22 protein-coding genes are annotated in these 22,553 nt (G+C 72.3%); 18 read left to right on the top strand and 4 right to left on the bottom strand.

Annotated features, from left to right (window positions below; translation table 11 throughout):
• Positions 1 to 19 precede the first annotated feature (19 nt).
• The 13 genes from GTY96_RS36010 to GTY96_RS35950 all read left to right on the top strand — a co-directional run bounded on the left by GTY96_RS36010 (position 20) and on the right by GTY96_RS35950 (position 12,653).
• Positions 20 to 394 carry a response regulator gene (locus tag GTY96_RS36010; protein WP_143908397.1) on the top strand — a complete coding sequence of 125 codons (375 nt, stop codon included), beginning with the start codon at positions 20 to 22 and terminating at the stop codon, positions 392 to 394.
• Complete coding sequence (locus GTY96_RS36005; protein ID WP_161667078.1) at positions 391 to 2,928, top strand: chemotaxis protein CheW; 2,538 nt, start codon at positions 391 to 393, stop codon at positions 2,926 to 2,928. Before GTY96_RS36010 ends, GTY96_RS36005 begins: the two co-directional genes overlap by 4 nt.
• 35 nt (positions 2,929 to 2,963) lie before the next feature.
• The gene (locus GTY96_RS36000; RefSeq protein ID WP_143908401.1) at positions 2,964 to 3,527 is read left to right on the top strand and encodes a chemotaxis protein CheW; all 564 of its coding nucleotides are present in this window, start codon (positions 2,964 to 2,966) and stop codon (positions 3,525 to 3,527) included.
• Positions 3,524 to 4,051 carry a chemotaxis protein CheW gene (locus GTY96_RS35995; protein ID WP_143908403.1) on the top strand — a complete coding sequence of 176 codons (528 nt, stop codon included), beginning with the start codon at positions 3,524 to 3,526 and terminating at the stop codon, positions 4,049 to 4,051. Before GTY96_RS36000 ends, GTY96_RS35995 begins: the two co-directional genes overlap by 4 nt.
• A 45-nt stretch (positions 4,052 to 4,096) precedes the next feature.
• Entirely contained in the window at positions 4,097 to 4,489 is a 393-nt protein-coding gene (locus tag GTY96_RS35990) for a hypothetical protein (RefSeq protein WP_143908405.1), read from the top strand.
• Entirely contained in the window at positions 4,477 to 4,845 is a 369-nt protein-coding gene (locus GTY96_RS35985) for a hypothetical protein (protein ID WP_161667077.1), read from the top strand. Before GTY96_RS35990 ends, GTY96_RS35985 begins: the two co-directional genes overlap by 13 nt.
• Complete coding sequence (locus GTY96_RS35980; RefSeq protein ID WP_161667076.1) at positions 4,842 to 6,833, top strand: HEAT repeat domain-containing protein; 1,992 nt, start codon at positions 4,842 to 4,844, stop codon at positions 6,831 to 6,833. Before GTY96_RS35985 ends, GTY96_RS35980 begins: the two co-directional genes overlap by 4 nt.
• 13 nt (positions 6,834 to 6,846) lie before the next feature.
• Positions 6,847 to 7,719 carry a CheR family methyltransferase gene (locus GTY96_RS35975; protein ID WP_186002174.1) on the top strand — a complete coding sequence of 291 codons (873 nt, stop codon included), beginning with the start codon at positions 6,847 to 6,849 and terminating at the stop codon, positions 7,717 to 7,719.
• On the top strand, positions 7,719 to 8,762 hold the full coding sequence (locus GTY96_RS35970; RefSeq protein ID WP_161667075.1) for a protein-glutamate methylesterase/protein-glutamine glutaminase: 1,044 nt from the start codon (positions 7,719 to 7,721) through the stop codon (positions 8,760 to 8,762). Before GTY96_RS35975 ends, GTY96_RS35970 begins: the two co-directional genes overlap by 1 nt.
• 70 nt (positions 8,763 to 8,832) lie before the next feature.
• A complete protein-coding gene (locus GTY96_RS35965; protein ID WP_143908413.1) occupies positions 8,833 to 9,219 on the top strand; it encodes a response regulator in 387 nt (128 codons plus the stop codon).
• A gap of 26 nt (positions 9,220 to 9,245) precedes the next feature.
• Positions 9,246 to 10,010, top strand: coding sequence for an ABC transporter ATP-binding protein (locus GTY96_RS35960; protein WP_161667074.1), 765 nt, complete (start codon positions 9,246 to 9,248; stop codon positions 10,008 to 10,010).
• A complete protein-coding gene (locus GTY96_RS35955) occupies positions 10,007 to 11,737 on the top strand; it encodes a putative ABC exporter domain-containing protein (protein ID WP_143908417.1) in 1,731 nt (576 codons plus the stop codon). Before GTY96_RS35960 ends, GTY96_RS35955 begins: the two co-directional genes overlap by 4 nt.
• Positions 11,688 to 12,653: an NAD(P)-dependent oxidoreductase gene (locus GTY96_RS35950; protein ID WP_328701120.1), complete on the top strand. Its 966-nt coding sequence runs from the start codon at positions 11,688 to 11,690 to the stop codon at positions 12,651 to 12,653. Before GTY96_RS35955 ends, GTY96_RS35950 begins: the two co-directional genes overlap by 50 nt.
• A 48-nt stretch (positions 12,654 to 12,701) precedes the next feature.
• Here the strand turns inward: GTY96_RS35950 and GTY96_RS35945 are convergent, their stop codons facing one another.
• Positions 12,702 to 12,899: a hypothetical protein gene (locus GTY96_RS35945; protein WP_143908421.1), complete on the bottom strand. Its 198-nt coding sequence runs from the start codon at positions 12,897 to 12,899 to the stop codon at positions 12,702 to 12,704.
• Between the two features lie 9 nt (positions 12,900 to 12,908).
• On the opposite strand from GTY96_RS35945, the gene GTY96_RS35940 reads away from it, so the two are divergent.
• Positions 12,909 to 13,178, top strand: a complete 270-nt coding sequence (locus GTY96_RS35940; RefSeq protein ID WP_161667073.1) for a hypothetical protein — start codon at positions 12,909 to 12,911, stop codon at positions 13,176 to 13,178.
• A 197-nt stretch (positions 13,179 to 13,375) separates the two neighbouring features.
• Here GTY96_RS35940 and asnS read toward each other — a convergent pair whose 3' ends face one another.
• Complete coding sequence (gene asnS / locus GTY96_RS35935) at positions 13,376 to 14,776, bottom strand: asparagine--tRNA ligase (protein ID WP_143908425.1); 1,401 nt, start codon at positions 14,774 to 14,776, stop codon at positions 13,376 to 13,378.
• A 205-nt stretch (positions 14,777 to 14,981) separates the two neighbouring features.
• Between asnS and leuS the strand changes: the two genes are divergently transcribed.
• The 3 genes from leuS to lptE are packed head-to-tail and all read left to right on the top strand — an operon-like array spanning position 14,982 to position 18,632.
• Positions 14,982 to 17,483 (top strand): leucine--tRNA ligase, encoded by a 2,502-nt coding sequence (gene leuS / locus GTY96_RS35930; protein ID WP_161667072.1) that lies wholly within the window; start codon positions 14,982 to 14,984, stop codon positions 17,481 to 17,483.
• 43 nt (positions 17,484 to 17,526) lie between these two features.
• Positions 17,527 to 18,078, top strand: coding sequence for a hypothetical protein (locus tag GTY96_RS35925; protein ID WP_161667071.1), 552 nt, complete (start codon positions 17,527 to 17,529; stop codon positions 18,076 to 18,078).
• Between the two features lie 32 nt (positions 18,079 to 18,110).
• Entirely contained in the window at positions 18,111 to 18,632 is a 522-nt protein-coding gene (lptE, locus tag GTY96_RS35920; protein ID WP_143908431.1) for an LPS assembly lipoprotein LptE, read from the top strand.
• A 47-nt stretch (positions 18,633 to 18,679) separates the two neighbouring features.
• Here lptE and rpsT read toward each other — a convergent pair whose 3' ends face one another.
• Both rpsT and mazG read right to left on the bottom strand, forming a co-directional pair.
• On the bottom strand, positions 18,680 to 18,943 hold the full coding sequence (rpsT, locus tag GTY96_RS35915; protein WP_143908433.1) for a 30S ribosomal protein S20: 264 nt from the start codon (positions 18,941 to 18,943) through the stop codon (positions 18,680 to 18,682).
• Positions 18,944 to 19,104: 161 nt separating this feature from the next.
• Positions 19,105 to 20,292 carry a nucleoside triphosphate pyrophosphohydrolase gene (gene mazG / locus GTY96_RS35910; protein WP_161667070.1) on the bottom strand — a complete coding sequence of 396 codons (1,188 nt, stop codon included), beginning with the start codon at positions 20,290 to 20,292 and terminating at the stop codon, positions 19,105 to 19,107.
• Between the two features lie 105 nt (positions 20,293 to 20,397).
• Between mazG and GTY96_RS35905 the strand changes: the two genes are divergently transcribed.
• Entirely contained in the window at positions 20,398 to 22,551 is a 2,154-nt protein-coding gene (locus GTY96_RS35905) for a tetratricopeptide repeat protein (protein ID WP_161667069.1), read from the top strand.
• Positions 22,552 to 22,553 lie beyond the last annotated feature (2 nt).

Raw genomic sequence — 22,553 nt, 5'->3', positions numbered from 1 at the left:
GGCCCCCGAGGCGCGCGCGATGAAGTTCAAGGTGTTGATTGTCGAGGACTCCAAGGTGTCGCGCGAGCACATCGCCGCGACCGTGGAAGCCGTGGACGGCGTCGAGGCCGTCACCACCGCCAGTGGTTTCGAGGCGCTGAAGTTGCTGCCGCGCCAGCGCTTCGACCTCATCATCACCGACATCAACATGCCCGACATCAACGGGCTGGAGCTCATCAACTTCGTCAAGAAGAACCCCAACTACCGGGACGTGCCGCTCATCATCATCACCACCGAGGGGCGTGAGCAGGACCGCTCGCGGGGGCTGGCGCTGGGGGCGGAGGGGTACCTGGTGAAGCCGTTCCTGCCGGAGGACCTGGAGGCGCTCCTCAAGCGCTTCCTGAAGCCGCTGTGACGCCCGGAGGCAAGGCGCTGGCGGAGTTCGTCGCCGAGGCCACGGAGATCCTCGATGCGCTGGGCAGGGATCTGCTCGCGCTGGACGAGGCGCGCGAGCAGGAGGCGGATCCGGAGCACATCAACGGCATCTTCCGCGCGGCGCACTCGCTGAAGGGGTTGTCGGGGCTCTTCGGTCAGGAGCGCATCACCCAACTGGCGCACGCCGCGGAGGACTTGTTGGACCGGCTGCGGCTGGGGCGCCTCACGCTGGACAACCAGGTCCTGGACACGCTGGTGGACGCGCTGGACACGTTCCAGGCGCTGCTCGGGGAGGCGTCGCGGAGCGAGGAGGGCGCCGAGCTCACCCAGCGCACCCGTGACATGGAGGACCGGTTCGCGCGGCTGGGCTCGCCGCCACCCGCGGTGGAAGAGGATCCGCTGGAGCGGCTGGAGCTGGACGCGGCGGTGCGCGCCGTCTTCACCGAGTACGAAGAGCACCGGCTGCGCGAGAACGTGCGGCGCGGGGTGGCGCTGTGGCGCGTGCGCGCGGCGTTCGACCTCACGGACTTCGACCAGGGGCTCGCGGACCTGAACACGCGGCTCAAGCCCCTGGGAGAGGTGATCAGCACGCTCCCCTCGTCGCGGCCGGGCGGCGTGAACGGCATCGCGTTCGACCTCATCTTCGGCGCGAAGGTGGCTGCGCCGGCGCTGGAGGCGGGGCTCCAGGGCACCCCCGCGGAGCTGGCTCCGCTGGCCGTGCGTCCGCCGCAGCAGGGGCACGCCGGGGCCGTATTCGACGTCCCCGCGCCCCCGCCTCCCGAAGCTGTCGAGGCGGAGGCCCGTCCCCCGAAGCGCGGTGGCAAGAAGAAGGGCGGCCGTGCGAAGGCGCCCGCTCCGGGTGCCACGCCTGAGGCGCCGCCAGCGCCCGTGGACTCCCGGACCGCGTGGGCGCCCGGGACCGCGAGCTCCCCATCGCCCGGCGCGGTGCGCGCTGGGGCGCCGATGGTGTCCGGGCCTTCGAATGAGGTCGCGTCCGGGGCTCCGTCCGCCGGACCCGTGAGCACAGGGCTGTCGCTGTCACGGCGGTCGGAGGGCTCGGGCGTGTCGCGGTCGCCGGGCCTCACGGACACCGGCTCCTCACGGCCGCCGCCACAGTTGGAGACCGGGGACCTGGAGGCCGAAGATGGCGCTGGAGCGCCCTCCGCCCTGGCGCCGGTCTCGGGGGGAAATCCTCCGCGCATGCGGGCGGTGGGACCGCCCCCCACGGTGGTCGGACTCCAGGCCGCCGCGTCCGCGCCCCTGCCGGCCACGGGCCGTCCCCGGACGGAAGAGACGTCCCTGCGCTCGCTCACGCAGACGGTGCGCGTGGACATCGGCCGGCTGGACGGGCTCATCAACATGGTGGGCGAGTTGCTGCTCATCAAGGCCAACCTCCAGCGGCTGGCGGAGACGTCCCGGCAGGATGGGACGGTCGCGCTCTCCAAGCTCTTCGGCCAGGAGCTCTCACGCGAGACGCGGCAGCTGGAGCGCAAGCTGGAGGCGCTCCAGGAAGGCCTGCTCGAAGCGCGCATGGTCCCGGTGGGCCAGGTGTTCGACAAGCTCGCGCGGCTGGTGCGCAAGATCGCCCGCGAGGCCGGCAAGGAGATCGACTTCGTCAGCGCTGGCGGCGAGGTGGAGCTGGACAAGCTCATCGTCGAGGAGCTCAGCGACCCCCTGATGCACCTCATCCGCAACGCCATCGACCATGGCGCGGAGGGGCCGGAGGCGCGGCTCGGCGCGGGCAAGCCCCGGCGCGCGGTGGTGCGCCTGCGCGCGGAGCAGAAGGGCAACCACGTCGTCATCAGCGTGAGCGACGACGGCTCCGGCATCGACGAGGTGCGGGTGCGCGAGGTGGCCCTGTCGCGCGGGCTCGTCACCCCGTCCCAGGTGAGCGAGATGACGCGGCGCGAGCTGCTCAACCTCATCTTCCTGCCGGGCTTCTCCACCCGCTCCAGCGTCAGCGCGCTCTCCGGACGGGGCGTCGGCCTGGACGTGGTGAAGAACAACCTGGGCAACCTCTCCGGCATCATCGACGTGTGGAGCGAGCGCGGCCGGGGCACGGCCTTCCACCTGACGCTGCCGGTGACGCTGGCCATCGTGCGCGCGCTGGTGGTGGGCGTCAGCGGCCGCACCTACGCGGTCCCGCTCAACAGCGTGCTGGAGATCCTCTCCGTGCAGCCGCGCGACATCCGCACCGTGGAGCGCCGCGAGGTGTTGGACCTGCGCGGCCAGACGCTGCCCTTCCTGCGGCTGGGGCGGCTCTTCCACCTGCCGGAGCGCGAGGTGAACCGCCACTTCGTCGTGGTGGTGGGCCTGGCGCAGCAGCGCCTGGGCATCGCGGTGGATGAGCTGTTCGGCCAGCAGGACATCGTCACCAAGCCCCTGGGCGGCCGGCTGAGCAACGTGAAGGGCGTCTCCGGCGCCACCGACCTGGGCAACCGGCGCACCGTCCTGGTGCTGGATGTCGCGGAACTCCTGGAAGAAGGCATCGCGCAGGAGCGGCGCCGCGCGTAAGGCACCCGTGCCGGGGGGCTGATATCCTCCGCCGGGTGTCCCGTTTCGAAGCCCTGCTCGACGCGTTCTTCTACCGTCCGGACGAGGACGTCGGCGGTCTGCTGGACTTCGCTGCGGGCAGTGACGGGCTGGCCCCGAGCATCCTGGAGGAGGAGCCCACCGAGTACCTCGCCTTCCGCCTGGAGGCGGAGTGCTACGCGGTGCCCATCCTCGCGGTGCGGGAGATCTGCAAGGTGCCGCTGCTCACGGAGATCCCGCGCGCGCAGCCGCACCTGCTGGGCGTGATGAACCTGCGCGGCGAGCTGCTGCCCGTCTACGACGTCAAGCTGCGGCTGCGGCTCGCGGAGGTGCCTCCCGTGGTCGCGGGGCCGGATGCGGGCCTGCCTCCCCGGGCCGCGCGCATCCTGGTGCTCAAGACGGAGGATGGGCCCGCGGGCGTGTGGGTGGACTCGGTGGCGGGCGTGGTGCGGCTCAAGCCGTCCATGGTGGAGCTGTCACCCGCGGGGCTGCGAGGGGACCGCGACTGCGTGGCGGGGCTGGGGCGCAAGGGCTCGCAGCTCTACATCCTGTTGGACCCGGAGCAGGCGCTCACCCCATGACGGACCCCGTGAACCTGCTGGCCCGCCGTCCTCGCGGTGGCGGGCCCGACGACCCTCCTGCCCCCGACGCGGAGGCGCAGCTGTGCGCCTTCTTCGTGGGCAATGAGGAGTACGTGCTCGACATCATGCGCGTGGAGGAGATTCTTCCTCCCCAGCGCGTCATCCCCATCCCCCACGCCCCGGCCTTCGTGGAGGGGGTGTTGCACCTGCGCGGCGCGATGCTGCCGGTGGTGGACCTGCGCCAGCGCCTGCTGGGACAGGCGACCCCGGAGACCCGGCGCACGCGGATGCTCGTCTGCCGGCTGGGGACGCGACGCGTCGTGGCGCGGGTGGACCGCGTGGCGGAGGTGCTGCGCGTGCGCCGCGGCGACATCAAGCCCGCGCCGGCGCTCATGGCCGCGGGCCGCACGCCCTTCGTGGTGGGCGTGTGCGGGCCGCCGGAGCGGCTGCGGCTGCTGCTGGACCTGAAGGCGCTCCTGCGCGCGGAGCTGGAGCGGGAGTCACGGCCGCCGACAGCGACCTGAGGGGACCGTTTTCGTCGTGCGTCCCGGCGGTTTAACGGGGACGCCATGCGAGACCTGACCGGGCATCGAAAGGCGTTGGGGCTTCTCTACGTGTTCGTGCACGCGCTGACGCTCCTGGGCGCCGTCGGGCTGGGGGTCGTCACCTGGATGATGGTCCACATCGCCACGGGCCGCGTCGCGCACTCGCCCGCGGGGTATTCGGTCGCGATCTACGGGATGGTGGCGTTCACGGTCGCCGTCTTGTGGGTGGCGCTCGCCGGGCTGTCCCTGGGCATGGGGCTGCTGCGCGGGCAGTCCGTGTCCAGGGGCACGGCCACGGTGCTCGCCATCCTCGCGCTGGCCAACTTTCCGGTGGGGACGGTGCTCGGAATCTACTCCCTCTGGTTCTTCGGGCAGGAGGGGTGGGATTCTGGGCCCGAGGAGGCATGCGCGACCTGAGCGGACACCGGCGGACCCTGAGCCCCTTCTTCGTGGCGGTGCTCGGCCTCCGCCGGTTCGCCAGCCCGCGCCGCGTCATCGGCTGCCTCCGCGCGCCCTCCGTCGGGCAGGCCCGTATCGCGGACGCGGTGGCCATGACCCGCCTCTTGGTCCTCTCGCTGGCGCGGGCCTTCGCGGGGCGTGTCGTGCGCCAGCGGAGCGGCCGCCCCGTGCCCAGGTTGCTCGGACTGGCGCTCTCCGGGCTCTCGCTGACAGGATTCCCGCCAGGGACCGCGCTGGGGCTCGATGCCCCCGGGGCCCGCATCCCAGCGGCGGACCGCTTCTGGGCCCTGCCACCAGAGGAGGACGGCGGATGAGCGACACGGTGCGGTCTCCCGAAGTGCTGGAGGAGGCGCGCTACCGGGCGTTGCAGGCGGTGGATCCGCGCACGCCAGGGGCCCTGGAAACCCTCACGCAGGGACTGCACGACGAGAGCTGGCGCGTGCGGCACGCGGCCGCGGAGGGCTTGCGCCGCGTCCCGGACGCGCCAGGAGTCACCGCCCGGCTCATCTCCGTCCTGGGCGAGCGGGGCGAGACAGGCGCGCGCAACGCGGCGGCCGAGGCGCTTGCCGGCATGGGGCCCGTGGCGCTGCGTCCGCTGGTGCGCCTGCTGGAGCACGAGGATCCGGATCAGCGCAAGCTTGCGGCGGACATCCTGGGACAGCTGGGTCGCCCGGAGGTGGAGGACGTGCTGCTGCGCGCGCTCTCCGACGTGGACCTCAACGTGCGCGTGGCCGCGGCGGAAGCGCTGGGCCGGCTGGGCGGGGACGCCGCGGCGCGGGCGTTGGAGTCACTGCTGGACGCACCCACGGCCCTCTTGCGGCTGGCGGCGCTGGAGGGCCTCGCGTCGCTCAAGCGCGCGCCGCCCCTGGCGCGGGTGATGGCGCTGGTGGAGGACCCGGGCCTGCAACGCAGCGCCTTGCGGCTGTTGGGGCTGCATCCCCCAGGCGTGTCCACGGAGCGCATCTGTCGGGCCCTGGCCTCTCCGGTGCGTTCGGTGCGCGAGGCCGCCTTCGTCGCGTTGGGCACCCAGGCGGGAGGGCTGGGGCCCTATGAGCGGGGCGAACTGGACGCGGTCGCGCGCGCGGTGGTGGGCGGCATTCCGGAAGTGACGGAGCGGGTGGCGCAAGCGCTGGATGGCGAGGACGTGCAGGTGCGGGCCGGCGCGCTGGTGGTCGCGGGGGCGCTGGGAGAAGCGTCGCTCGCGGTGGCGGTGGCGGAGGTGGCGCGCGAGGACCGGCTCCTGCGCGAGGTGCTCTTCACCCTGGGACAGCTGGGGCCGGAGGGACGGCGGCTGCTGCTGGGCAACATGGGGACGCTGTCCCTGCCCGCGCGCACGGTGGCGGCCGAGGCGCTGGTGCTGCTGGTGGATGCGACGTCGGTGCCGGAGCTGTGCGCGCTCCTGGAGTGGGCGGAGGATGACCTGCGCACGGTGGTGGTGCGGGCGCTGGGGCGCACGCGCTCGCCGGACGCCGTGGCGCCGCTGGTGGCGCTGCTCGCGGATCCTTCCCTGTCGGGGATGGCGTCGCGCGCGCTGGAGCAGCTGACCGTGGGCCACCCGCTGGTGGCGCTGGCCGCGCTGGAGGCGGCGGTGGAGCAGCGCACGACGCCCGCGGCGGTGGCGGTGCTGGGGCGGCTGGGCGGTGCGCGGGTGCTGCCCCTCTTGCGGCGGCTGGCGCGCGACGAGGACGCTGCGTGGCGCGCGGCGGCGGTGGAGGCGGCGGGCAGGGCGGATGGCGAGACGGGCCAGGAGCTGGCGCGCGGCGCGCTGGCGGACGAGTCCGCGAAGGTCCGCGTCGCCGCGGTTCGCTCCCTGGGGCAGCAGAAGGGGACGGAGACGTCGAACTTCCTGGCGCTCGCGCTGAAGGACGAGGACCGCGCCGTGCGCCTGGCCGCGGTGGAGGCGGTGGGGGGCGTGGGGGCGAAGGACCGTTCAGAGGACCTGGAGGCGCTGGTGCGCCACGGCGACGGCGCGCTCGCGGTGCTGTCGGTGCGGGCCCTGGCGAAGCTGGGGACGGTGGGGCCGGGCGTGCTGTGGGACGCGCTGAGCCACCCCGACGCGGAGGTGGTGAAGGCGGCGCTCGCGGCGCTGACGTCGGCGGAGGCGAGCGCGGATGGGGCGGCGCTGGCGGTGTCGCTCCTGGGCCACCCCCGGTGGGATGTCCGTGCGGCGGCCGCGCGCGTGCTGGGCGGCCTGGACCGTCCGGAATGCCTGCCCGCGCTCCAGCAGGCCCTCTCGGTGGAGCACGATGGGCTGGCCCGGGTCGCGTTGTCGGACGCGGTGGCCCGGCTGTCGGGGCGTTGAGGAGGGCGCGCGGATGCCACGCTTCGACGAGGGTCGCCCGGAGATGACGCTGGAGGAGTTCCGGCTGCTGCGCGACCACGTCTACGCGCACTGCGGGATCCTCATCCACGAGAACATGAAGTTCGTGATGGAGCGCAGGCTGTGGCCCCGGCTGGAGGCACTGGGGCTCCAGGACTTCGGCGCGTACCACCGCTACCTGCGCTACGACGTCCAGCGCCACGCGGAGCTGGAAGCGGCGGTGGAGTCCCTCACCACGCACGAGACGTACTTCTTCCGCGAGCCCGCGCAGCTCAAGGCCTTCTGCGAGGAGCTGCTTCCCATCCTGGAGAAGCGCAACGCGCACACGCGCCGTCTGCGGTTGTGGTCCGCGGGGTGTTCCTCCGGAGAAGAGGCGTACACGGTGGCGATGCTGTTGAAGGAGAGCGGCCGCTTCGATGACTGGGACGTGGAGGTGTACGGCACGGACCTGTCGCGCCGGGTGCTGACGGTGGCCCGCCGCGCCGAGTACGGCCCCAGCGCCCTGCGCGCGACCCCCCCGGAGCTGCTGGAGCGCTACTTCGTCCCCGCGGGGGTGAACCGCGTCCGTGTGCGCGACGACGTGAAGGCGTGGGTGAGCTTCGGCCATCACAACCTGTCGGACGTGGCGGCGAGCCAGCTGGTGCCGCGCACCGACGTCGTCTTCTGCCGCAACGTGATGATCTACTTCGACCTGGCCGCGCGCCGCCGGGTGTTGGGCGTCATCCGCGACCGGCTCTGTCCGGGGGGCTACCTGCTCCTGGGCCACGCGGAGAACCTGCTCAGCCTGGGCGCGGACTTCGAGCTGGTGCATCTGAAGGGCGACCTGGTGTACCGCCGGCCGGAGCTTCCGTCCTTGGAGGGGCGCTGATGGGGCGTCCGCTCACGGTGCTCGTCATCGACGACTCGGCCACCAACCGCCGAACGCTCACCACGTTGCTGGAGTCCTCCGCGGACGTGGAGGTGCTGGACTGGGCGCAGGACGGCGAGGAAGGCCTCAAGAAGGTCCTGGAGCTGAAGCCGGACGTGGTGACGCTGGACCTGGAGATGCCCCGCCTGGGGGGACACACCTTCCTGCGCCTGCTGATGCGCGTGTCCCCCACGCCCGTCATCGTCATCTCCAGCTACGCGCACAAGTCGGATGTGTTCAAGGCGCTGGAGCTGGGCGCGTTCGACTTCATCGCCAAGCCGCCCCGGGGCACGCCCGAGGCACTGGAGGGCCTGCGGCGCGAGCTGCTGGACAAGGTGCGCGCGGCCCGCCACGTGAAGTCCGGCGGACGCCATGGCGCCGCGCTGCGCAGCGCCGTGCTCTCCGGAGAAGCGCCGCAGGTCATCGCGGTGGGGGCGTCCACGGGCGGACCTCCGGCGGTGCAGCGGCTGCTGGAGGGGCTGTCCGCCGAGCCGGCCGTCAGCGTGCTGGTGGGCCAGCACATGCCCTCGCAGTTCACCCGGGCCTTCGCGGAGCGCCTGGACCGCATCGGGCCCTTCACGGTGACGGAGGCACGCGAAGGCGACGTGGTGGCGCCGGGCCACGTCTACATCGCGCCGGGCGGGCGGCACCTGCTGCTGACGGAGCGCTCGGGGCGGATGGAGCTGCGCACGCCATCCCCCGTGTCCGCGGACAAGTACGCCCCGTCGGTGGACCGGCTCTTCGAGAGCGCGGCGGAGGTGCTGGGTTCACGCGCGGTGGCGGTGGTGCTGACGGGGATGGGGGCGGACGGAGCCCAGGGCGTGCGCGGCGTCCGGCGCGAGGGCGGGGAGACCTGGGCCGAGTCCGAGGACACGGCGGTGGTGTTCGGCATGCCCAAGGAGGCCATCGCCACGGGGGCGGTGACGCGCGTGCTTCCATTGGACGACATCGGCTCGGAGCTGGCCGCGCTGGTGCGCCGCCGCCGTCAGTCGTCCGGACAGTGAATCGGTGGTTGCCGGACAGGCCGCGTCACAATCCCGGGCCCGGCGGCGCGCGGGTGTTAGTGTCGGGGGCATGTCGCAGCAGCCGATCCGCGCGTTGGTGGTGGATGACTCGCAGGCCATGCGCCGCAGCATCATGTACGCGCTTCAGCGTCTGGCGGGCGTGGTCTGCGTCGAGGCGCAGGATGGCGTGGAGGGGCTGAAGAAGCTCTCCACGCAGGGCCGCTTCGATCTGGTGATGACGGACATCAACATGCCGTTGATGGACGGGCTGAAGCTCATCCACCACATCCGTCAGACGGAGGAGCACCGGGCCGTGCCCATCGTCGTCGTGACGACGGAGGGCGCGGACGCGGACCGCGCGCGGGCCATGGCGCTGGGGGCCACGGCCTACCTGGTGAAGCCCGTGCAGGCCCGGGTGGTGCTGGACACGGTGAAGGAACTGCTGAAGCTCGGCTGAGCTTCGCGAAGGGTCCTAGGGCACGCATGGAACCGGCGCTGGACGTCGAGGGGTTGGAGAAGACGTACGGCGCGGTGCGGGCGGTGCGTGGGCTCACCTTCCAGGTGGCGCCCGGCGAGGTGCTGGGCCTCGTGGGGCCCAACGGCGCGGGGAAGACGTCCACGCTCCGGTGCCTCGCTGGCATCCTGCCGCCGTCCGTGGGGCGCGTGCGGGTGGCGGGGCATGACCTGTCGGAAGCGCCCGTGGAAGCGAAGCGGCGGTTGGCCTTCCTGCCGGACGAGCCGCGCTTCTTCGAGTACCTCACCGTCTGGGAGCACCTGAACTTCACCGCGCGCCTCTACGGCGTGGAGGACTGGGAGGAGCGGGGCCGCGCGCTCCTGGGGGAGATGGAGCTGACGGGCCGGGAGAAGTCGCTGCCCGGCGAGCTGTCGCGCGGGATGAAGCAGAAGCTGTCCATCGCGTGCGGCTTCCTGCACCAGCCGCGGCTGATCCTCCTGGACGAACCGCTGACGGGGTTGGATCCGCTGGGCATCCGCCGGATGAAGGCGTCGCTGCGCCGCCGCGCGGAGGAGGGCACTGCGCTGGTGCTGTCGTCGCACCTGCTTCCGCTGGTGGAGGAGCTGTGCCACCGGCTGCTCGTCATCGCCGGAGGCCGCGCGGTGGCGCTGGGCTCGCTGCCGGAGATCCGTGAACAGATGGCGGGTGGTGCGGGGGACGGCGCGTCGCTGGAGGAGCTGTTCGTGCGCATCACCAGCGCGGCCGCGGAAGCGACGGGGCCCGGGGACTCGTGAGCTTTCCGGGCGCGGTGGCGTTCCTCTGGGTGAGGACGTGGCGCAACCGGGTGGTGCGTCAGGTGCGGCGGCTCAAGCACCCGCGCTACCTGCTGGGCGCGCTGGTGGGGCTCGCGTACCTGTACTCGCTCGTGGGCCGCAGCGTGTTCGTGGTGGGGACGGGGCGCGCGGTGTCCCCGAACGCGAAGCTGTTCGCGGAGCTGTCGCTGGAGGTGTCGGTGCTGGGCACGCTGGTGACGGCGTGGGTGCTGGGCGCGGACCGGCCCGCGCTGACCTTCACGCAGACGGAGGTGCAGGCCTTCTTCCCCGCGCCCGTCACGCGCCGGGCGCTGCTGCACTACAAGCTCCTGCGAGGCTTGTTGAGCGCGGGGCTGGCGGCGCTGGCGGCGACGCTCTTCGTGGGGCGCTTCACCAGCTCCCGTCCGGAGCTCTTCTTCCTCGGGGCGTCGCTGGCCATGGGGACGCTGTACCTGCATGGCACGGCGGCGTCGTTCGTGCGCGCCTGGCTCGTGTCCCAGGGGCGCTGGGGCGGCGCCGTGCGCTGGGCGGTGGTGGCGCTGGTGCTCGTGGCGGCGGTGGGGACGCTGCTGTCCACGCTGGATGCGCACCCGTGGCCCGCGGACGCCTCCGCGCCGTTCGCCGTGCGCGAGTGGCTGCGGGATGTCCTCGACGCGCCCGGCCCCCGCGCGGTGCTGTGGCCGGGCCGCGCGCTGGTGGCCCCCGCGATGGCGCACAGCGGACAGGAGTTCCTGCGCTACCTGCCCGCGGCGCTGGCGCTGCTCGCGGCGCACTACGCCTGGGTGCTGGCGGTGGAGGTCCCCTTCGAGGACTCGGCGGTGGCGAGCGCGGACGCGCGGACGCGTCAGCGGGCGGAGCGGGGGAACCGGGCCGCGCGTGTGGGGGCCATCCACGTGGGCCGGGTGCCCTTCGTGCTGGGGCCTCGGGGGCGTCCAGAGGTCGCGCTCCTGTGGAAGAACCTCATCGCGCGCAGGCGGATGGGCAGCGGGCTGGTGATGCTGCTGGCCTTCGTGGTGCTGGGGGCGACCCTCGCGCTGGTGATGGGCGACACGCGCCTGTTCGCCAACAGCCGCGAGTTCCTGGGCCCCATGGCGCTGATGGTCGCGGTGGCCATGGCCGTGATTGGCCCGAGCGCGTTCCGGACGGACCTGCGGATGGACCTGCCCAAGCTGGAGCTGCTGCGCGCGCTGCCGCTCACGGGGCGGCAGGTGGTGGGCGCGGAGCTGGCCGCGTCCGCGCTGACGTTGGGCGCGGCGCAGTGGGTGATGCTGGCCGTGGCGGGCGTGCTGGGCGTGGGCTCGGACGACGTGACGCTCGCGCAGTGGTCCACGCCGGTGGTGCTGGGGCTGCTTTCGGTGTTGCCGGCGCTGGGGCTCGCGGGGTTGTTCGTGCAGAACGCGGCGGTGGTGCTGCTGCCCGCGTGGATTCCGGCGGACTCGGAGCGGGCGCGCGGCGTGGAGGCGCTGGGGCAGCGGCTGCTCACGCTGGTGGGCACGCTGGTGGTGACGTTCCTGGGACTGTTGCCCGCGGGCGTGGTGGCCCTCCTCGTGGGCTACCCGCTGTTCACTGTCGTGGGGCGCTGGGCCGTCCCGCTCGCGGGCCTGGCGGCGGCCGGAGCACTCTTCGCGGAGGTGGCGCTGGGCGTCGCCGTCCTGGGCCGTGCCTTCGAGCGGCTGGACGTCTCCGAAGAGCAGGCGAACGAAGCGTGAACGCGAGCACGAAGGGAGCATCTCCATGAAGGTCGGCTTCATCGGATTGGGAAACATGGGCGAGCCCATGGCGAAGAACCTGCTCGACGCGGGTCATCAGCTCACCGTCTGGAACCGCACCGAGTCCAAGGCCGCGCCGTTGAAGCAGCAGGGCGCGCGCGTGGCGAAGACGCCCGCGGACGCCGCGCGTGACGCGGAGGCCGTGGTGTCGATGCTGGCGGATGACCACGCCGCGGAAGGTGCCGTCCTGGGGAAGGACGGCGTCGCCAGCGCGCTGCCGAAGGGCGCCATCCACGTCTCGTCCAGCACCATCTCCGTCGCGCTGTCGGAGCGGCTGGCGAAGGCGCACGCGGAAGCCGGGCAGGGCTACGTCGCCGCCCCCGTCTTCGGCCGCCCCGAGGCCGCCGCGGGCAAGCAGCTCTGGGTCATCACCGCCGGCCCCAAGGCCCAGGTGGAGCGCGTGCGTCCGCTGCTCACGGCCCTGGGGCGCGGCCTCACGGAACTGGGCGAACGGCCCTCCGCCGCCAACACGGTGAAGCTCTCCGGCAACTTCCTCATCGCGTCGATGATGGAGTCCCTGTCGGAGGCGTTCGCGCTCGCGGAGAAGTGCGGCGTGGAGCGCGCGGCGTTCCTGGACGTCTTCAAGGCCGTCTTCGCCCGCTCGCCCATCTTCGAGAACTACGCGGCCACCATCGCGAAGGGGCAGTACACGCCCGCGGGCTTCGCGCTGCGCCTGGGCCTCAAGGACATGACGCTGGCGCTGGAGGCGGGCCGTGGCGCGGAGGTGCCGCTGCCGTTGGCCAGCCTCCTGCGCGACCACTTCCTCACGGGCGTGGCACAGGGCCGCGGCGACGAGGACTGGTCCGCGCTGGGCGCGCTCGCGCAGGAGCGCGCGGGCATCCGGAAGAAGGCATGAGGGGGCAGGGGCCCTCCATGTGGGAAGGCCCCTGCTTCTCGGAGGGCCTCACTTCTTCTTTCGCAGCACCTCCGCGGGAAGGTTGCGGCGCTCCGCCGTCAGGAAGACCGACAGCACCATCACCAGGGGGTTGGGCAGCACGACGAGGATGAGGATGAGGATGAGCCGGCAGGCGCGGATGAGCCTGCGCGGCCCCGCCTTGAGGACGCGCCAGCAGGCGCGCCCCGCGTTCGAGAGAAAAGACATGCGGACTCCATGAACGGAGAAACCTTCCAGGGACGGGGCCTCTGGACGGGCTCAGTGCAGGAGCGCTCGATGGAGGAGGAAGCGCCGCCGGGGCGGCCCGGGGAGCTGGGGCCGCCGGGCGACACGGTGGACGGCTGCCCGTACGCGGGCAGGGCCGGGGCGCGGCGCCGGGGCGCTGAGCCGCGCGGGGGGCTTCACCTCGCGGGGGCGTGCCTGGGGGGCGCGCCGCTCGACCCAGGCCGCGACGGCCGCCTGGGGCACGGGCAGCGGATGCGCTGACGCACCGGCCCCCAGGGCCAGCGCGACGCACGCCAGCGCCAACCTCAGCCAGCGAGCCATCCGGTGCGCATGCCAGGACACGGGACCAACGTAGCCAGGACGCCGCGCGGGTCAAACCCCCCGTCAAAAAAGAAGGGCCTCCCGGGAACGCATCCACGGGAGGCCCTGGGTCATCGGCGCATCCTGCCCACCGGCCGTTAGAAGGCGGCGGAGCCCGGCACGCGCGGGTAGGGGATGGCGTCGCGGATGTTCTGCAGGCCGCACATGTAGACGATGAGCCGCTCGAACCCGAGCCCGAAGCCCGCGTGCGGCACGGTGCCGTAGCGGCGCAGGTCGCGGTACCACTGGTAGTGCTCGGGGTTGAGGCCGAACTTCCGCATGCGCGCATCCAGCACGTCCAGGCGCTCCTCGCGCTGGCTGCCGCCGATGATCTCGCCGATGCCCGGGGCGAGCACGTCCATCGCGGCCACGGTCTTCCCGTCCTCGTTGATGCGCATGTAGAAGGCCTTGATGGCCTCCGGGTAGTTCATCACCACCACGGGCCGGCCCACGTGCTCCTCGGTGAGGTAGCGCTCGTGCTCGGTCTGGAGGTCCTTGCCCCACTCCGGCGTGTACTCGAACTTCTTCTTCGCCTTCTGGAGGATGGAGATGGCGTCCGTGTAGTCGATGCGCTCGAAGCTGGAGCCGATGAACTTCTCCATCCGCTCCGTGACGCCCTTCTGCTGGCGCTCCTCGAAGAACTTCATGTCCGGCGCGCACTCGTCCAGCACGGCCTTGAACACGTACTTGAGGAACCGCTCCGCCAGCGCCGCGTCCTCGTTGAGGTCCGCGAAGGCGATCTCCGGCTCAATCATCCAGAACTCGGCCAGGTGCCGCGTGGTGTTGCTGTTCTCCGCGCGGAACGTGGGGCCGAACGTGTAGACCTTGGACATGGCCAGGCAGTACGCCTCCACGTTCAGCTGCCCGGACACGGTGAGGTAGGCCTCCTTGCCGAAGAAGTCCTTGCCCCAGTCAATCTTGCCGTCCGGACCGCGCGGCGGGTTGCTGGCGTCCAGCGTGGACACGCGGAACATCTGCCCGGCCCCCTCCGCGTCGCTGGCGGTGATGATGGGCGTGTTGACCCAGCAGAAGCCCTCGGTGTGGAAGAAGCGGTGCACCGCCTGCGCGGCCGCGTTGCGCACGCGGGTGATCGCCCCGAAGGTGTTGGTGCGCACGCGCAGGTGCGCCACCTCCCGCAGGAACTCCAGCGAGTGCTGCTTCGGCTGGATGGGGTAGGTGTCCGGATCATCCACCAGGCCCAGCACCTGGACCTCGTCCGCCTGCACCTCGAAGGACTGCCCCTTGCCCTGGGACTGCACGAGCGTGCCGCGGCAGATGACGGAGGCGCCCGCGCTGAGGCGAAGGACCTCCTTCTCGTAGTTGGGCAGCGAATTGGGCGCGACGACCTGGATGGGGTCGAAGACCGACCCGTCGCTCACGTTGACGAAGCTGATGCCCGCCTTGGAGTCGCGGCGCGTCCGCACCCAGCCGCGCACCTCCACCTTCGAGCCCGCCTCGATGGCCCCCGACAGGGCCTTCTTCACACTCACGACCTGCATGGTGCTCTCCCTCTGCTCCAGACCGGGAAGGCGAGTTAGTCGCGCCCGGGCCCGAGGGCAAGCACCGAGCGAGTCCCACCCCACCTTGGGCCCCTCCCACCAGGGCCGCCCGGTCAGGTGGGGGAGGGCGCCGGCCGTCCAGGCCTTCGACGCGCCAAGACTTGTTGCCCGCGTGTCCTACCTCCCGCTAAGAGTCCGAAGAGCCATGGCGATGAACGAGCGTTACGAGCCGCAGTCGATTGAAGGAAAGTGGCAGACCCGCTGGGAGCAGGAGGGCCTCTTCCGGGCAGGCAGGCGCCCGGATGCCCCCAAGAAGTACGTCCTGGAGATGCTGCCGTACCCCAGTGGCCAGATGCACATGGGGCATGTGCGCAACTACCTCATCGGGGACGTCTACGCGCGCTACTACCAGATGCGCGGCTTCGACGTGCTGCACCCCATGGGCTGGGACGCCTTTGGCCTGCCGGCGGAGAACGCGGCCATCAAGGACGGCGTCCACCCGGCCATCCGCACCCGCGAGAACATCGAGTCGTTCAAGGCGGAGATCAAGACGCTCGGCTACAGCTACGACTGGACGCGCGAGGTCAACACCAGCCAGCCGGAGTACTACCGCTGGAACCAGTGGTTCTTCCTCCAGATGCTGGAGCGCGGGCTCGTCTATCGCCGCTTCAGCAAGGTGAACTGGTGTACCGGCTGCCTCACCGTCATCGCCAACGAGCAGGTGAAGGACGGCCGCTGCGAGCGCTGCGACTCGGAGGTGCAGGACAAGGAGATGCCCGAGTGGGCGTTCCGCATCACGCGCTACTCGCAGGACCTGCTCGACGCGCTCGACACGCTGAAGGAGTGGCCGGAGCGCATCACCGCGGCCCAGCGCAACTGGATTGGCCGCTCGGATGGCGCGGAGGTGGACTTCCGCGTGCAGGGGCATGACGCCGCCCTGCGCGTCTTCACCACCCGCGTGGACACGCTCTTCGGCTGCACCTACGTGGTGCTCGCGCCGGACCACAAGCTCGTCGCGCAGGTGACGACGGCGGAGCGCCGCGCGGACGTGGACGCGTTCGCGAAGAAGATGGCCGCGCAGAACAAGACGGAGCGGCTGGGCGAGGACGCGGAGAAGGAAGGCGTCTTCACCGGTGGCTACGCGGTGAACCCCGTGACGGGCCAGCCGGTGCCCATCTGGATCGCCAACTTCGTGGTGAGCGACTACGGCACCGGCGCGGTGATGAGCGTGCCGGCGCACGACGCGCGCGACTTCGCCTTCGCGCGCAAGTACGCGCTGCCCGTGCGCGTCGTGATCCAGCCGGCGACGGGCGACAAGCTCGGGGCGGGGGAGACGCTGACGGAGGCGTACACGGACGACGGCGTGCTCGCGGACTCCGGTGACTTCACCGGCATGCCGTCCGCGGAGGCGCGCAAGAAGCTGGCCGCGAAGCTGGAGTCGCAGGGGCAGGGCAAGGCCACGGTGACGTACCGCCAGAAGGACTGGGGCTTCAGCCGCCAGCGCTACTGGGGCACGCCCATCCCCATCGTCTACTGCGAGAAGTGCGACCCGGAGCGCAAGGGCATCCCCGTGCCGTTGGAGCAGCTCCCGGTGCGGCTGCCGGACATCGACACGCAGGCGGTGCTCACCGGCAAGGGGGAGCCGCCGCTCGCGAAGGTTGCGTCCTTCGCCAACACGACCTGCCCCAAGTGCGGCGGCCCCGCGCGCCGGGAGACGGAGACGATGGACACCTTCGTCGACTCCTGCTGGTACTTCGCGCGCTACCTGTCGCCGAAGTACGACGCCGCGCCCTTCGACCCGAAGGAAGCGCAGCGCTGGCTGCCGGTGGACGTGTACGTGGGCGGCCCCGAGCACGCCGTGATGCACCTGCTCTACTTCCGGTTCTGGACCCGCGTGATGAAGCTGCTCGGGTTGTCGCCGGTGGACGAGCCCGTCACGCGGCTCATCACCCAGGGCATCGTCAACGGCGCGGACGGCCGGAAGATGGGCAAGCGCTACGGCAACGGCGTGGCCCCGTCCACCATCGTGCAGAAGTATGGGGCGGACACCGCGCGCACCTACGTGCTCTTCGCGGGCCCGCCGGAGCGCGACTTCGACTGGTCCCACGAGCAGGTGGAGGGCGTCTTCCGCTTCCTCAAGCGCGTGTGGACGCTGGCCGCGACGCACCAGGCGTCGGTGGCGGGGGCCACGCATGACGGCCCCTACGAGGGCAAGGCGCTGGAGACGCGCCGCGCGGCGCACAAGTGCGTCAAGCGCGTGAGCGAGGCCATCGAGCGCCTGTCCTTCAACACCGCCGTCGCCGGCGTCATGGAGTGCGTGAACGCGCTCTACGCGGTGGGCACGCCGGAGACGCCCGCGGAGAAGGCGGCCATGGCGGAGGCGATGCGGCTGCTCGCGCGCATCCTCACCCCGTTCGCGCCGCACATCGCGGACGAGCTGGCGGAGGCCTACGGCGCGAAGGCGTCCACCGTCACGGAGGCCTGGCCGGAGTTCGACCCCGCGCTCGTGGTGGACGACGTGATTCCGTACGCCGTGCAGGTGAACGGCAAGCTGCGCGCGGAGGTGCGCGTGGCGGCGGACGCGGGTGAGGCGGACGTGCGCGCGGCGGCGGAGGCGGACGACAAGGTGAAGGCCGCCCTCGAAGGCAAGACGCTGCGCAAGTTCGTCTTCGTCCCCAAGCGGCTGGTGAACTTCGTCGTCGGCTGACGAAAGAAGAGAGGGAGGCGCGGTGCCCGCGGAAGTGCTCGTCATGTGCTCCTCCTGCGGGCGCCCCCAGTCGGCGGCCCGGCGCCGCTGTGCCTTCTGTGACGCGGAGCTGCCAGAGGCCCCCCTGCCGCCCCTGGCCCCGCCACCACAGTCCCCGGGTCGTCCCCCGCTGTCGTTGGACCTGGGCAACCGGCGTGCCCTGGTGGTGAGCGGCGATCGCCTGTCATTCCAGGGACGTCCCGGCGGAGGCCCCCCGCTCGACGTGGCGTGGGCGCGGGTGCGGCGGCTGGAGTGGCGCACGCGCCCCTATCTGGAGGCGCTGGGTCTGCTCGCCTTCACCGCGCTGGGGCTCTGGGCGCCAGCGCGGGAGGTGCGGCTCATGGCCCTGGTGGCGGGGGCTCTCGGGCTGCTGCTGACGGCGCTGTACCGCCATCACGGCCTCACCGTGGAGGTGGAGGACGGCACCCGGCTGAGGTGGCCGCTGGGCATGGCGCTGAGGGGCTCGGCCCGCGAGGCGCGCCTCAAGGCGGCCCGGGCGGCGTTGGAGGACACGGGGCGTGAGCGAGGCGTGCCGCTGGCCAGCCCCGGCGCTTGACGGAGGATCGCCGCCGGGTAGGGTGCGCGCCCATGCGGCCCTCGAGGAACGTGGTGCGGGTGGGTGCGGTGAAGGCGTTCCGCTGGGGCGTGGCCGCGGCGGCGCTGCTGGGCGCCGGGTGCGGCTACCGCTTCACGCCGTGGGGCTCGGCACTGCCAGCGGGCGTGGGACAGGTGTGCGCGCCCATCTTCGCCAACGACACGCCAGAGCCCGCGCTGGAGAACCTCTTCACGCGCTACCTGCGCCAGCAGCTCGTTCAGGCGGGCCGGTTGGCCAGCGCTCCAGGCTGCACGTCCACGATTGAAGGGGCGGTGCTGAACGTCTGGGCGTCCCCGACCATCGTCGTCGGCAACTACCGTGTCTCCACGACCGTGCGTCTGCGCCTCTTGAAGGAGGGGCAGCTGCTCGGGGAGACGGTGGTCTCGGGAACGGAGGATTACCTCCAGGGCCGGGGCGGCGTCCTGGAAGCGGAGGCCAACCGTCAGGCCGCGCTCGCACGTCTGGCTGAGACGCTCATGCGCGACGGATACGACCGGTTGGCCAGCACCTGGTGAGGACCGGGGAACCCGGTCCTCGACGCTCGGTGTGCTTCAGGAGACGGCTAGGCCTTCTTCGCGGCGGCCTTCGCCAGCCGGGAGATGCGGCGCGCTGCGGTGCGCTTGTGCAGGACGCCCTTGCTGGCCGCCTTGTTGAGGGTCTTGGAAGCCGCCTTGAGCGCATCCGTCGTCTTCGTACCGTCCTTAGAGGCAATGGCCTCGCGGGCGGACTTGACGGCGTCCTTCACCGAGGTCCGGACATTGACGTTCCGGGCGCGGCGCTTCAGGGACTGGCGGTAACGCTTCTCTGCGGACTTGGTGTTCGCCAAGGCAATGCTCCAGCGGAAGGCAAGGCAAGGAAAAAGAGGGGCCGTCCTTACTGCGATGCCCCCGTTGCGTCAAGGCACGCGTGCGATCGCGATCAGGATTTCCGGTTCCGGAGGGCCCGGGAAGGCCTCCGGAAGGGGCGCGACGCCGCTCGCGGGAAGAATCATGCCGGCGGGGCGGCGTATTCCCACTTCAGCCCGGCGGGATCCAGGAACTGGAAGCCGGAGGGGGTGGCCGACCCCGGCACCAGCCGCTGGGGGTGGTGCGCGAGGAACAGCCCCTGGAGCCGGGCGACGGCCGCCTCCGAGGGGGCCTCCAGCGTCAGGGCCACCGGGGGCCCACCGGCCCCAGCCGGGGCGCCCGGCGTGAAGACGAGCCCCAGGCCCGCGCCTGTATAGGCCGCCGTGCCCTCGGGGGAGCGGGTGGGGGTCCAGCCCAGCCAGGAGGCCATGGAGTCCCAGAAGGCCCGCTGGGCCTCCACGTCCGGCACGGCCAGGCGCAGGGTGGCCACGGCCGCGCGGGGCAGGTGGGCGGGCGGGGGAAGCGCCTTCTCCACGGCCTTCGCGGCCTGCCAGTGGCGCTCCATGTGATCCAGGGTCGCGCCGCCGAAGGGGACCTGCTCCTCGTGCAGCTTCGCCTCGATGTACTGGAAGCGGCTGGTGAAGCGGCGGGTGGCCATGCGCAGCGCGTCCTCCGCCGGCGTCTTCACGAAGCGGGCGAGGTTCGCGAGCGAGAACAGCACATCCCCCAGCTCGTGCTCGATGGCGTCCCGTCCGCCGGACGCGATGGCCTCGTCCAGCTCGCGCAGCTCCTCGTCCAGCTTGCCGCGCACCCCGGCGAGGTCCGGCCAGTCGAAGCCGATGCGGCTGGCCTTCTCCGTGAGCCGCTCGGCGCGCAGCAGGGAGGGGGCCGCGGTGGGCACTCCGTCCAACACCGAACCCGCACGCCCCGTCTTCTTCTTGCGCTCCTCCGCCTTCAGCTGCGCCCAGTTGGCCAGCACCTGCTCGGCGCCCTTCACCTGCTGATCCCCGAAGACGTGCGGGTGCCGGCTGGTGATCTTGTCGCTGATGGCCGCGCACACGTCCGCCATCGTGAACTCGCCCAGCTCCGCCGCCAGCTGCGCGTGGAAGACGATCTGGAAGAGCAGGTCTCCCAGCTCTTCGCACAACGGCCGCCAGGGGCCGCCGTCGGAGACGCGGTCCATCTCGTCCAGGACCTCGAATGCCTCCTCGGTCAGATAGGGGCGCAGCGAACGCAGGTCCTGCTCGCGGTCCCACGGGCAGCCGCCCTCGGCCCGCAGCCGCCGCATGATCTCCACCAGCCGTTCCAGCTCATTTCCAGGCGCCGCCATGTATCCACTCCCGTGCAGTCTGCCGCCGCGGGCTCCTGTAGCACGGGGCCCGGGCACGCCATGATTTCGTGTCGTCCGCGCTGTCGCCTATCATCGGACGTCCGGATGCTCCGCTCGTTCCTCGGCCTGTGTTGCAGCTTCGTGCTGCTTGTCCCCGCGCGTGCCCCTGCCTTGACGCAGGACGCGCCCACGCGCATCCAGGAGACCTACCTGGGGGACCCGGAGCCGGACCCCAGCTCCTTCCAGGCCTCGGACGATGATCCGGAGACCGACCCGCCCGCCGAGGAGGCCGACGAACCGGATCCCCGGCCCCGCCCCGACACCCGCCGCCGCGTGATCGCCCCGCCGCCCAAGGCCGCGGCCCCGGTCGCGCCGGAGCCCCCGCCCGTCGTCGTCGCGCCCCGCCCCGCGCTCACCCCGGTGCTGGCGCCGAAGGTGACGGACGCGGACCTGCTGGCCCTGTGGGAGAAGTGGAAGGCGGCCCGCTCGCGCAACGACACCGCCTCCGCGGAGGCCGCCCAGAAGGAGCTGCTCACGCTGCGCGAGGAGGTCCTCGCTTCCGACCTGGAGCCCCTGAGCATGGGCTTCGTGCGCGAGGCGGAGGTCCGCCGGCGCGCCGGAGACCTGACGGGCGCGCTCGCGCTCCTGGACGTGGGCGTGTCCTTGTCGCCAGGGCTGCCCGCCGCCCGCTTCGCCCGGGCGGAGATGTACGTGGTGGAGGATCCGCTCAACGTCTCCCGCGCGCTCGGAGAGTGGAAGGACGCGCTCGTGACGCTGGCGAAGGATGCGCGCTACCGCCGGCCGGCGCTCACGGACCTGGGCGCGGTGGCGCTCGCGGCCTGGGCGGCCACGGCGGTGGCGGTGGTGGCGGTCCTCTTCCTGCGCCGGATCCGCTACGCGCTGCATGACTTCCACCACGTCTTCCCCCGTGCGGTGACTCGCTGGCAGTCCGGACTGCTGGGCCTGTTGCTCCTGGCGCTGCCCGCGGTGCTGGGCGTGGGCCTGATGCCGCAGCTGCTGCTGCTCTTCGCCGTGTCCGCGCTGTACGTGGGCCGCGCCGAGCGCTGGGTGGCGGCGGCGCTGCTCGTGGGCCTGGGCCTGATGCCGCTCGCCGCGGGGGCGCTCGCGCGCTTCACCGTCTTCGCCGGCACGCCCGCGGAGGACGTCTACCTCCTGGAGCGCGGGGGCCTGTCCGCGGAGGGCGCGGCGGCCCGGGTGCGCGCGCGGGCCGGGGCCCGGACCGCCCGTTTCCAGGAGCTGGGGGCGCTCGCCTTCTACGAGTCGCGTCGCGGCCTGCTGGAGGAGGCCCGGGCGGACTTCAAGGCCGCCTCCGCGCTGCGCGAGGGCGACGCGCGGATGCTCACCCGCTTCGGCAACGCGCTGCTGGGCCTGGGCGACGTGGACGGCGCGGTGCTCCTCTACACCCAGGCCTCCAAGGCCGACCCGTCGATGGCGGCGCCGCACTACAACCTGGGGCAGGTGTACCGGCGGCGGGCCCGGCTGCTGCCAGATGATCAGCTGGGTCCGGAGCTGGACCGGTCCACCTCCGCCGTCGCCACCGCGCAGTCCCTGGATGGCTCGCTCATCGCGCGCTCGCCTCCTCCGGAGGACCGCCCGCTGCTCAACCTCCTGCTGCTGTCCCCCCAGGTGCCGGAGCGGGACTGGATGGCGCTGGCGGATGACGCGCAGGAGGGCGCGCGCGTGGAGGCCCAGGTGGGCCGCTGGCTGCTGGGCGGCATGCCGCAGGGCCCGGTGGGCTGGGGGCTCACGGCGGTGCTCGCGGCCCTGGTCGCGCTGTGGGGCGAGGCCGCCTGGCGCATGAAGGCCTCCCGAGGCTGCGAGCGCTGCGGCCACGCCGTCTGCCAGCGCTGCGACAAGGACCTGGGCGTGGGCAGCGCGATGTGCGGCCAGTGCGTGCACGTCTACGCGCGCAAGAGCCAGGTGCCCAAGGAGTTCCGCTCGCGCAAGCAACTGGAGGTGGAGCGCCACCAGGCGTGGACGAAGCGGGTGACGTACGCGCTGGGCGGGCTGGTGTCCGGGGCCGGCCACGTGGGCACGGGCCTGCCGGTGCGCGGGGCCCTCTATGCCTTCGTGTTCAGCTTCGCGGTGGCCGCGCTGGTGCTCCACCGGGGCCTGGTCCGCACTCCCTACGGGGATGCGCCGCTGTACCTCAAGCTGGTGCCCGCGGGCGCCATGCTCTTCTTCGTCTACCTGCTGACGCTGCGCGGCCTGCGCCGCCACCAGCGGGGGGAGGCCTGAGC

Source organism: Corallococcus silvisoli (genome assembly GCF_009909145.1).
GTDB classification, from domain to species: domain Bacteria; phylum Myxococcota; class Myxococcia; order Myxococcales; family Myxococcaceae; genus Corallococcus; species Corallococcus silvisoli.
This window is presented reverse-complemented; position numbering and strand designations above follow the sequence as displayed.

What these genes read in the sequence shown, in the direction of transcription:
- mazG (WP_161667070.1), bottom strand. Translation starts at nt 20,292, where the DNA reads ATGGCGGCGCCTGGAAATGAGCTGGAACGGCTGGTGGAGATCATGCGG.
- lptE (WP_143908431.1), top strand. Translation starts at nt 18,111, where the DNA reads ATGCGGCCCTCGAGGAACGTGGTGCGGGTGGGTGCGGTGAAGGCGTTC.
- GTY96_RS35925 (WP_161667071.1), top strand. Translation starts at nt 17,527, where the DNA reads ATGTGCTCCTCCTGCGGGCGCCCCCAGTCGGCGGCCCGGCGCCGCTGT.
- GTY96_RS35945 (WP_143908421.1), bottom strand. Translation starts at nt 12,899, where the DNA reads ATGTCTTTTCTCTCGAACGCGGGGCGCGCCTGCTGGCGCGTCCTCAAG.
- GTY96_RS35960 (WP_161667074.1), top strand. Translation starts at nt 9,246, where the DNA reads ATGGAACCGGCGCTGGACGTCGAGGGGTTGGAGAAGACGTACGGCGCG.
- GTY96_RS35965 (WP_143908413.1), top strand. Translation starts at nt 8,833, where the DNA reads ATGTCGCAGCAGCCGATCCGCGCGTTGGTGGTGGATGACTCGCAGGCC.
- GTY96_RS35905 (WP_161667069.1), top strand. Translation starts at nt 20,398, where the DNA reads ATGCTCCGCTCGTTCCTCGGCCTGTGTTGCAGCTTCGTGCTGCTTGTC.
- GTY96_RS35970 (WP_161667075.1), top strand. Translation starts at nt 7,719, where the DNA reads ATGGGGCGTCCGCTCACGGTGCTCGTCATCGACGACTCGGCCACCAAC.
- GTY96_RS35940 (WP_161667073.1), top strand. Translation starts at nt 12,909, where the DNA reads ATGAACGGAGAAACCTTCCAGGGACGGGGCCTCTGGACGGGCTCAGTG.
- GTY96_RS35975 (WP_186002174.1), top strand. Translation starts at nt 6,847, where the DNA reads ATGCCACGCTTCGACGAGGGTCGCCCGGAGATGACGCTGGAGGAGTTC.
- asnS (WP_143908425.1), bottom strand. Translation starts at nt 14,776, where the DNA reads ATGCAGGTCGTGAGTGTGAAGAAGGCCCTGTCGGGGGCCATCGAGGCG.
- GTY96_RS35980 (WP_161667076.1), top strand. Translation starts at nt 4,842, where the DNA reads ATGAGCGACACGGTGCGGTCTCCCGAAGTGCTGGAGGAGGCGCGCTAC.
- GTY96_RS35985 (WP_161667077.1), top strand. Translation starts at nt 4,477, where the DNA reads ATGCGCGACCTGAGCGGACACCGGCGGACCCTGAGCCCCTTCTTCGTG.
- GTY96_RS35995 (WP_143908403.1), top strand. Translation starts at nt 3,524, where the DNA reads ATGACGGACCCCGTGAACCTGCTGGCCCGCCGTCCTCGCGGTGGCGGG.
- GTY96_RS36010 (WP_143908397.1), top strand. Translation starts at nt 20, where the DNA reads ATGAAGTTCAAGGTGTTGATTGTCGAGGACTCCAAGGTGTCGCGCGAG.
- GTY96_RS35990 (WP_143908405.1), top strand. Translation starts at nt 4,097, where the DNA reads ATGCGAGACCTGACCGGGCATCGAAAGGCGTTGGGGCTTCTCTACGTG.
- leuS (WP_161667072.1), top strand. Translation starts at nt 14,982, where the DNA reads ATGGCGATGAACGAGCGTTACGAGCCGCAGTCGATTGAAGGAAAGTGG.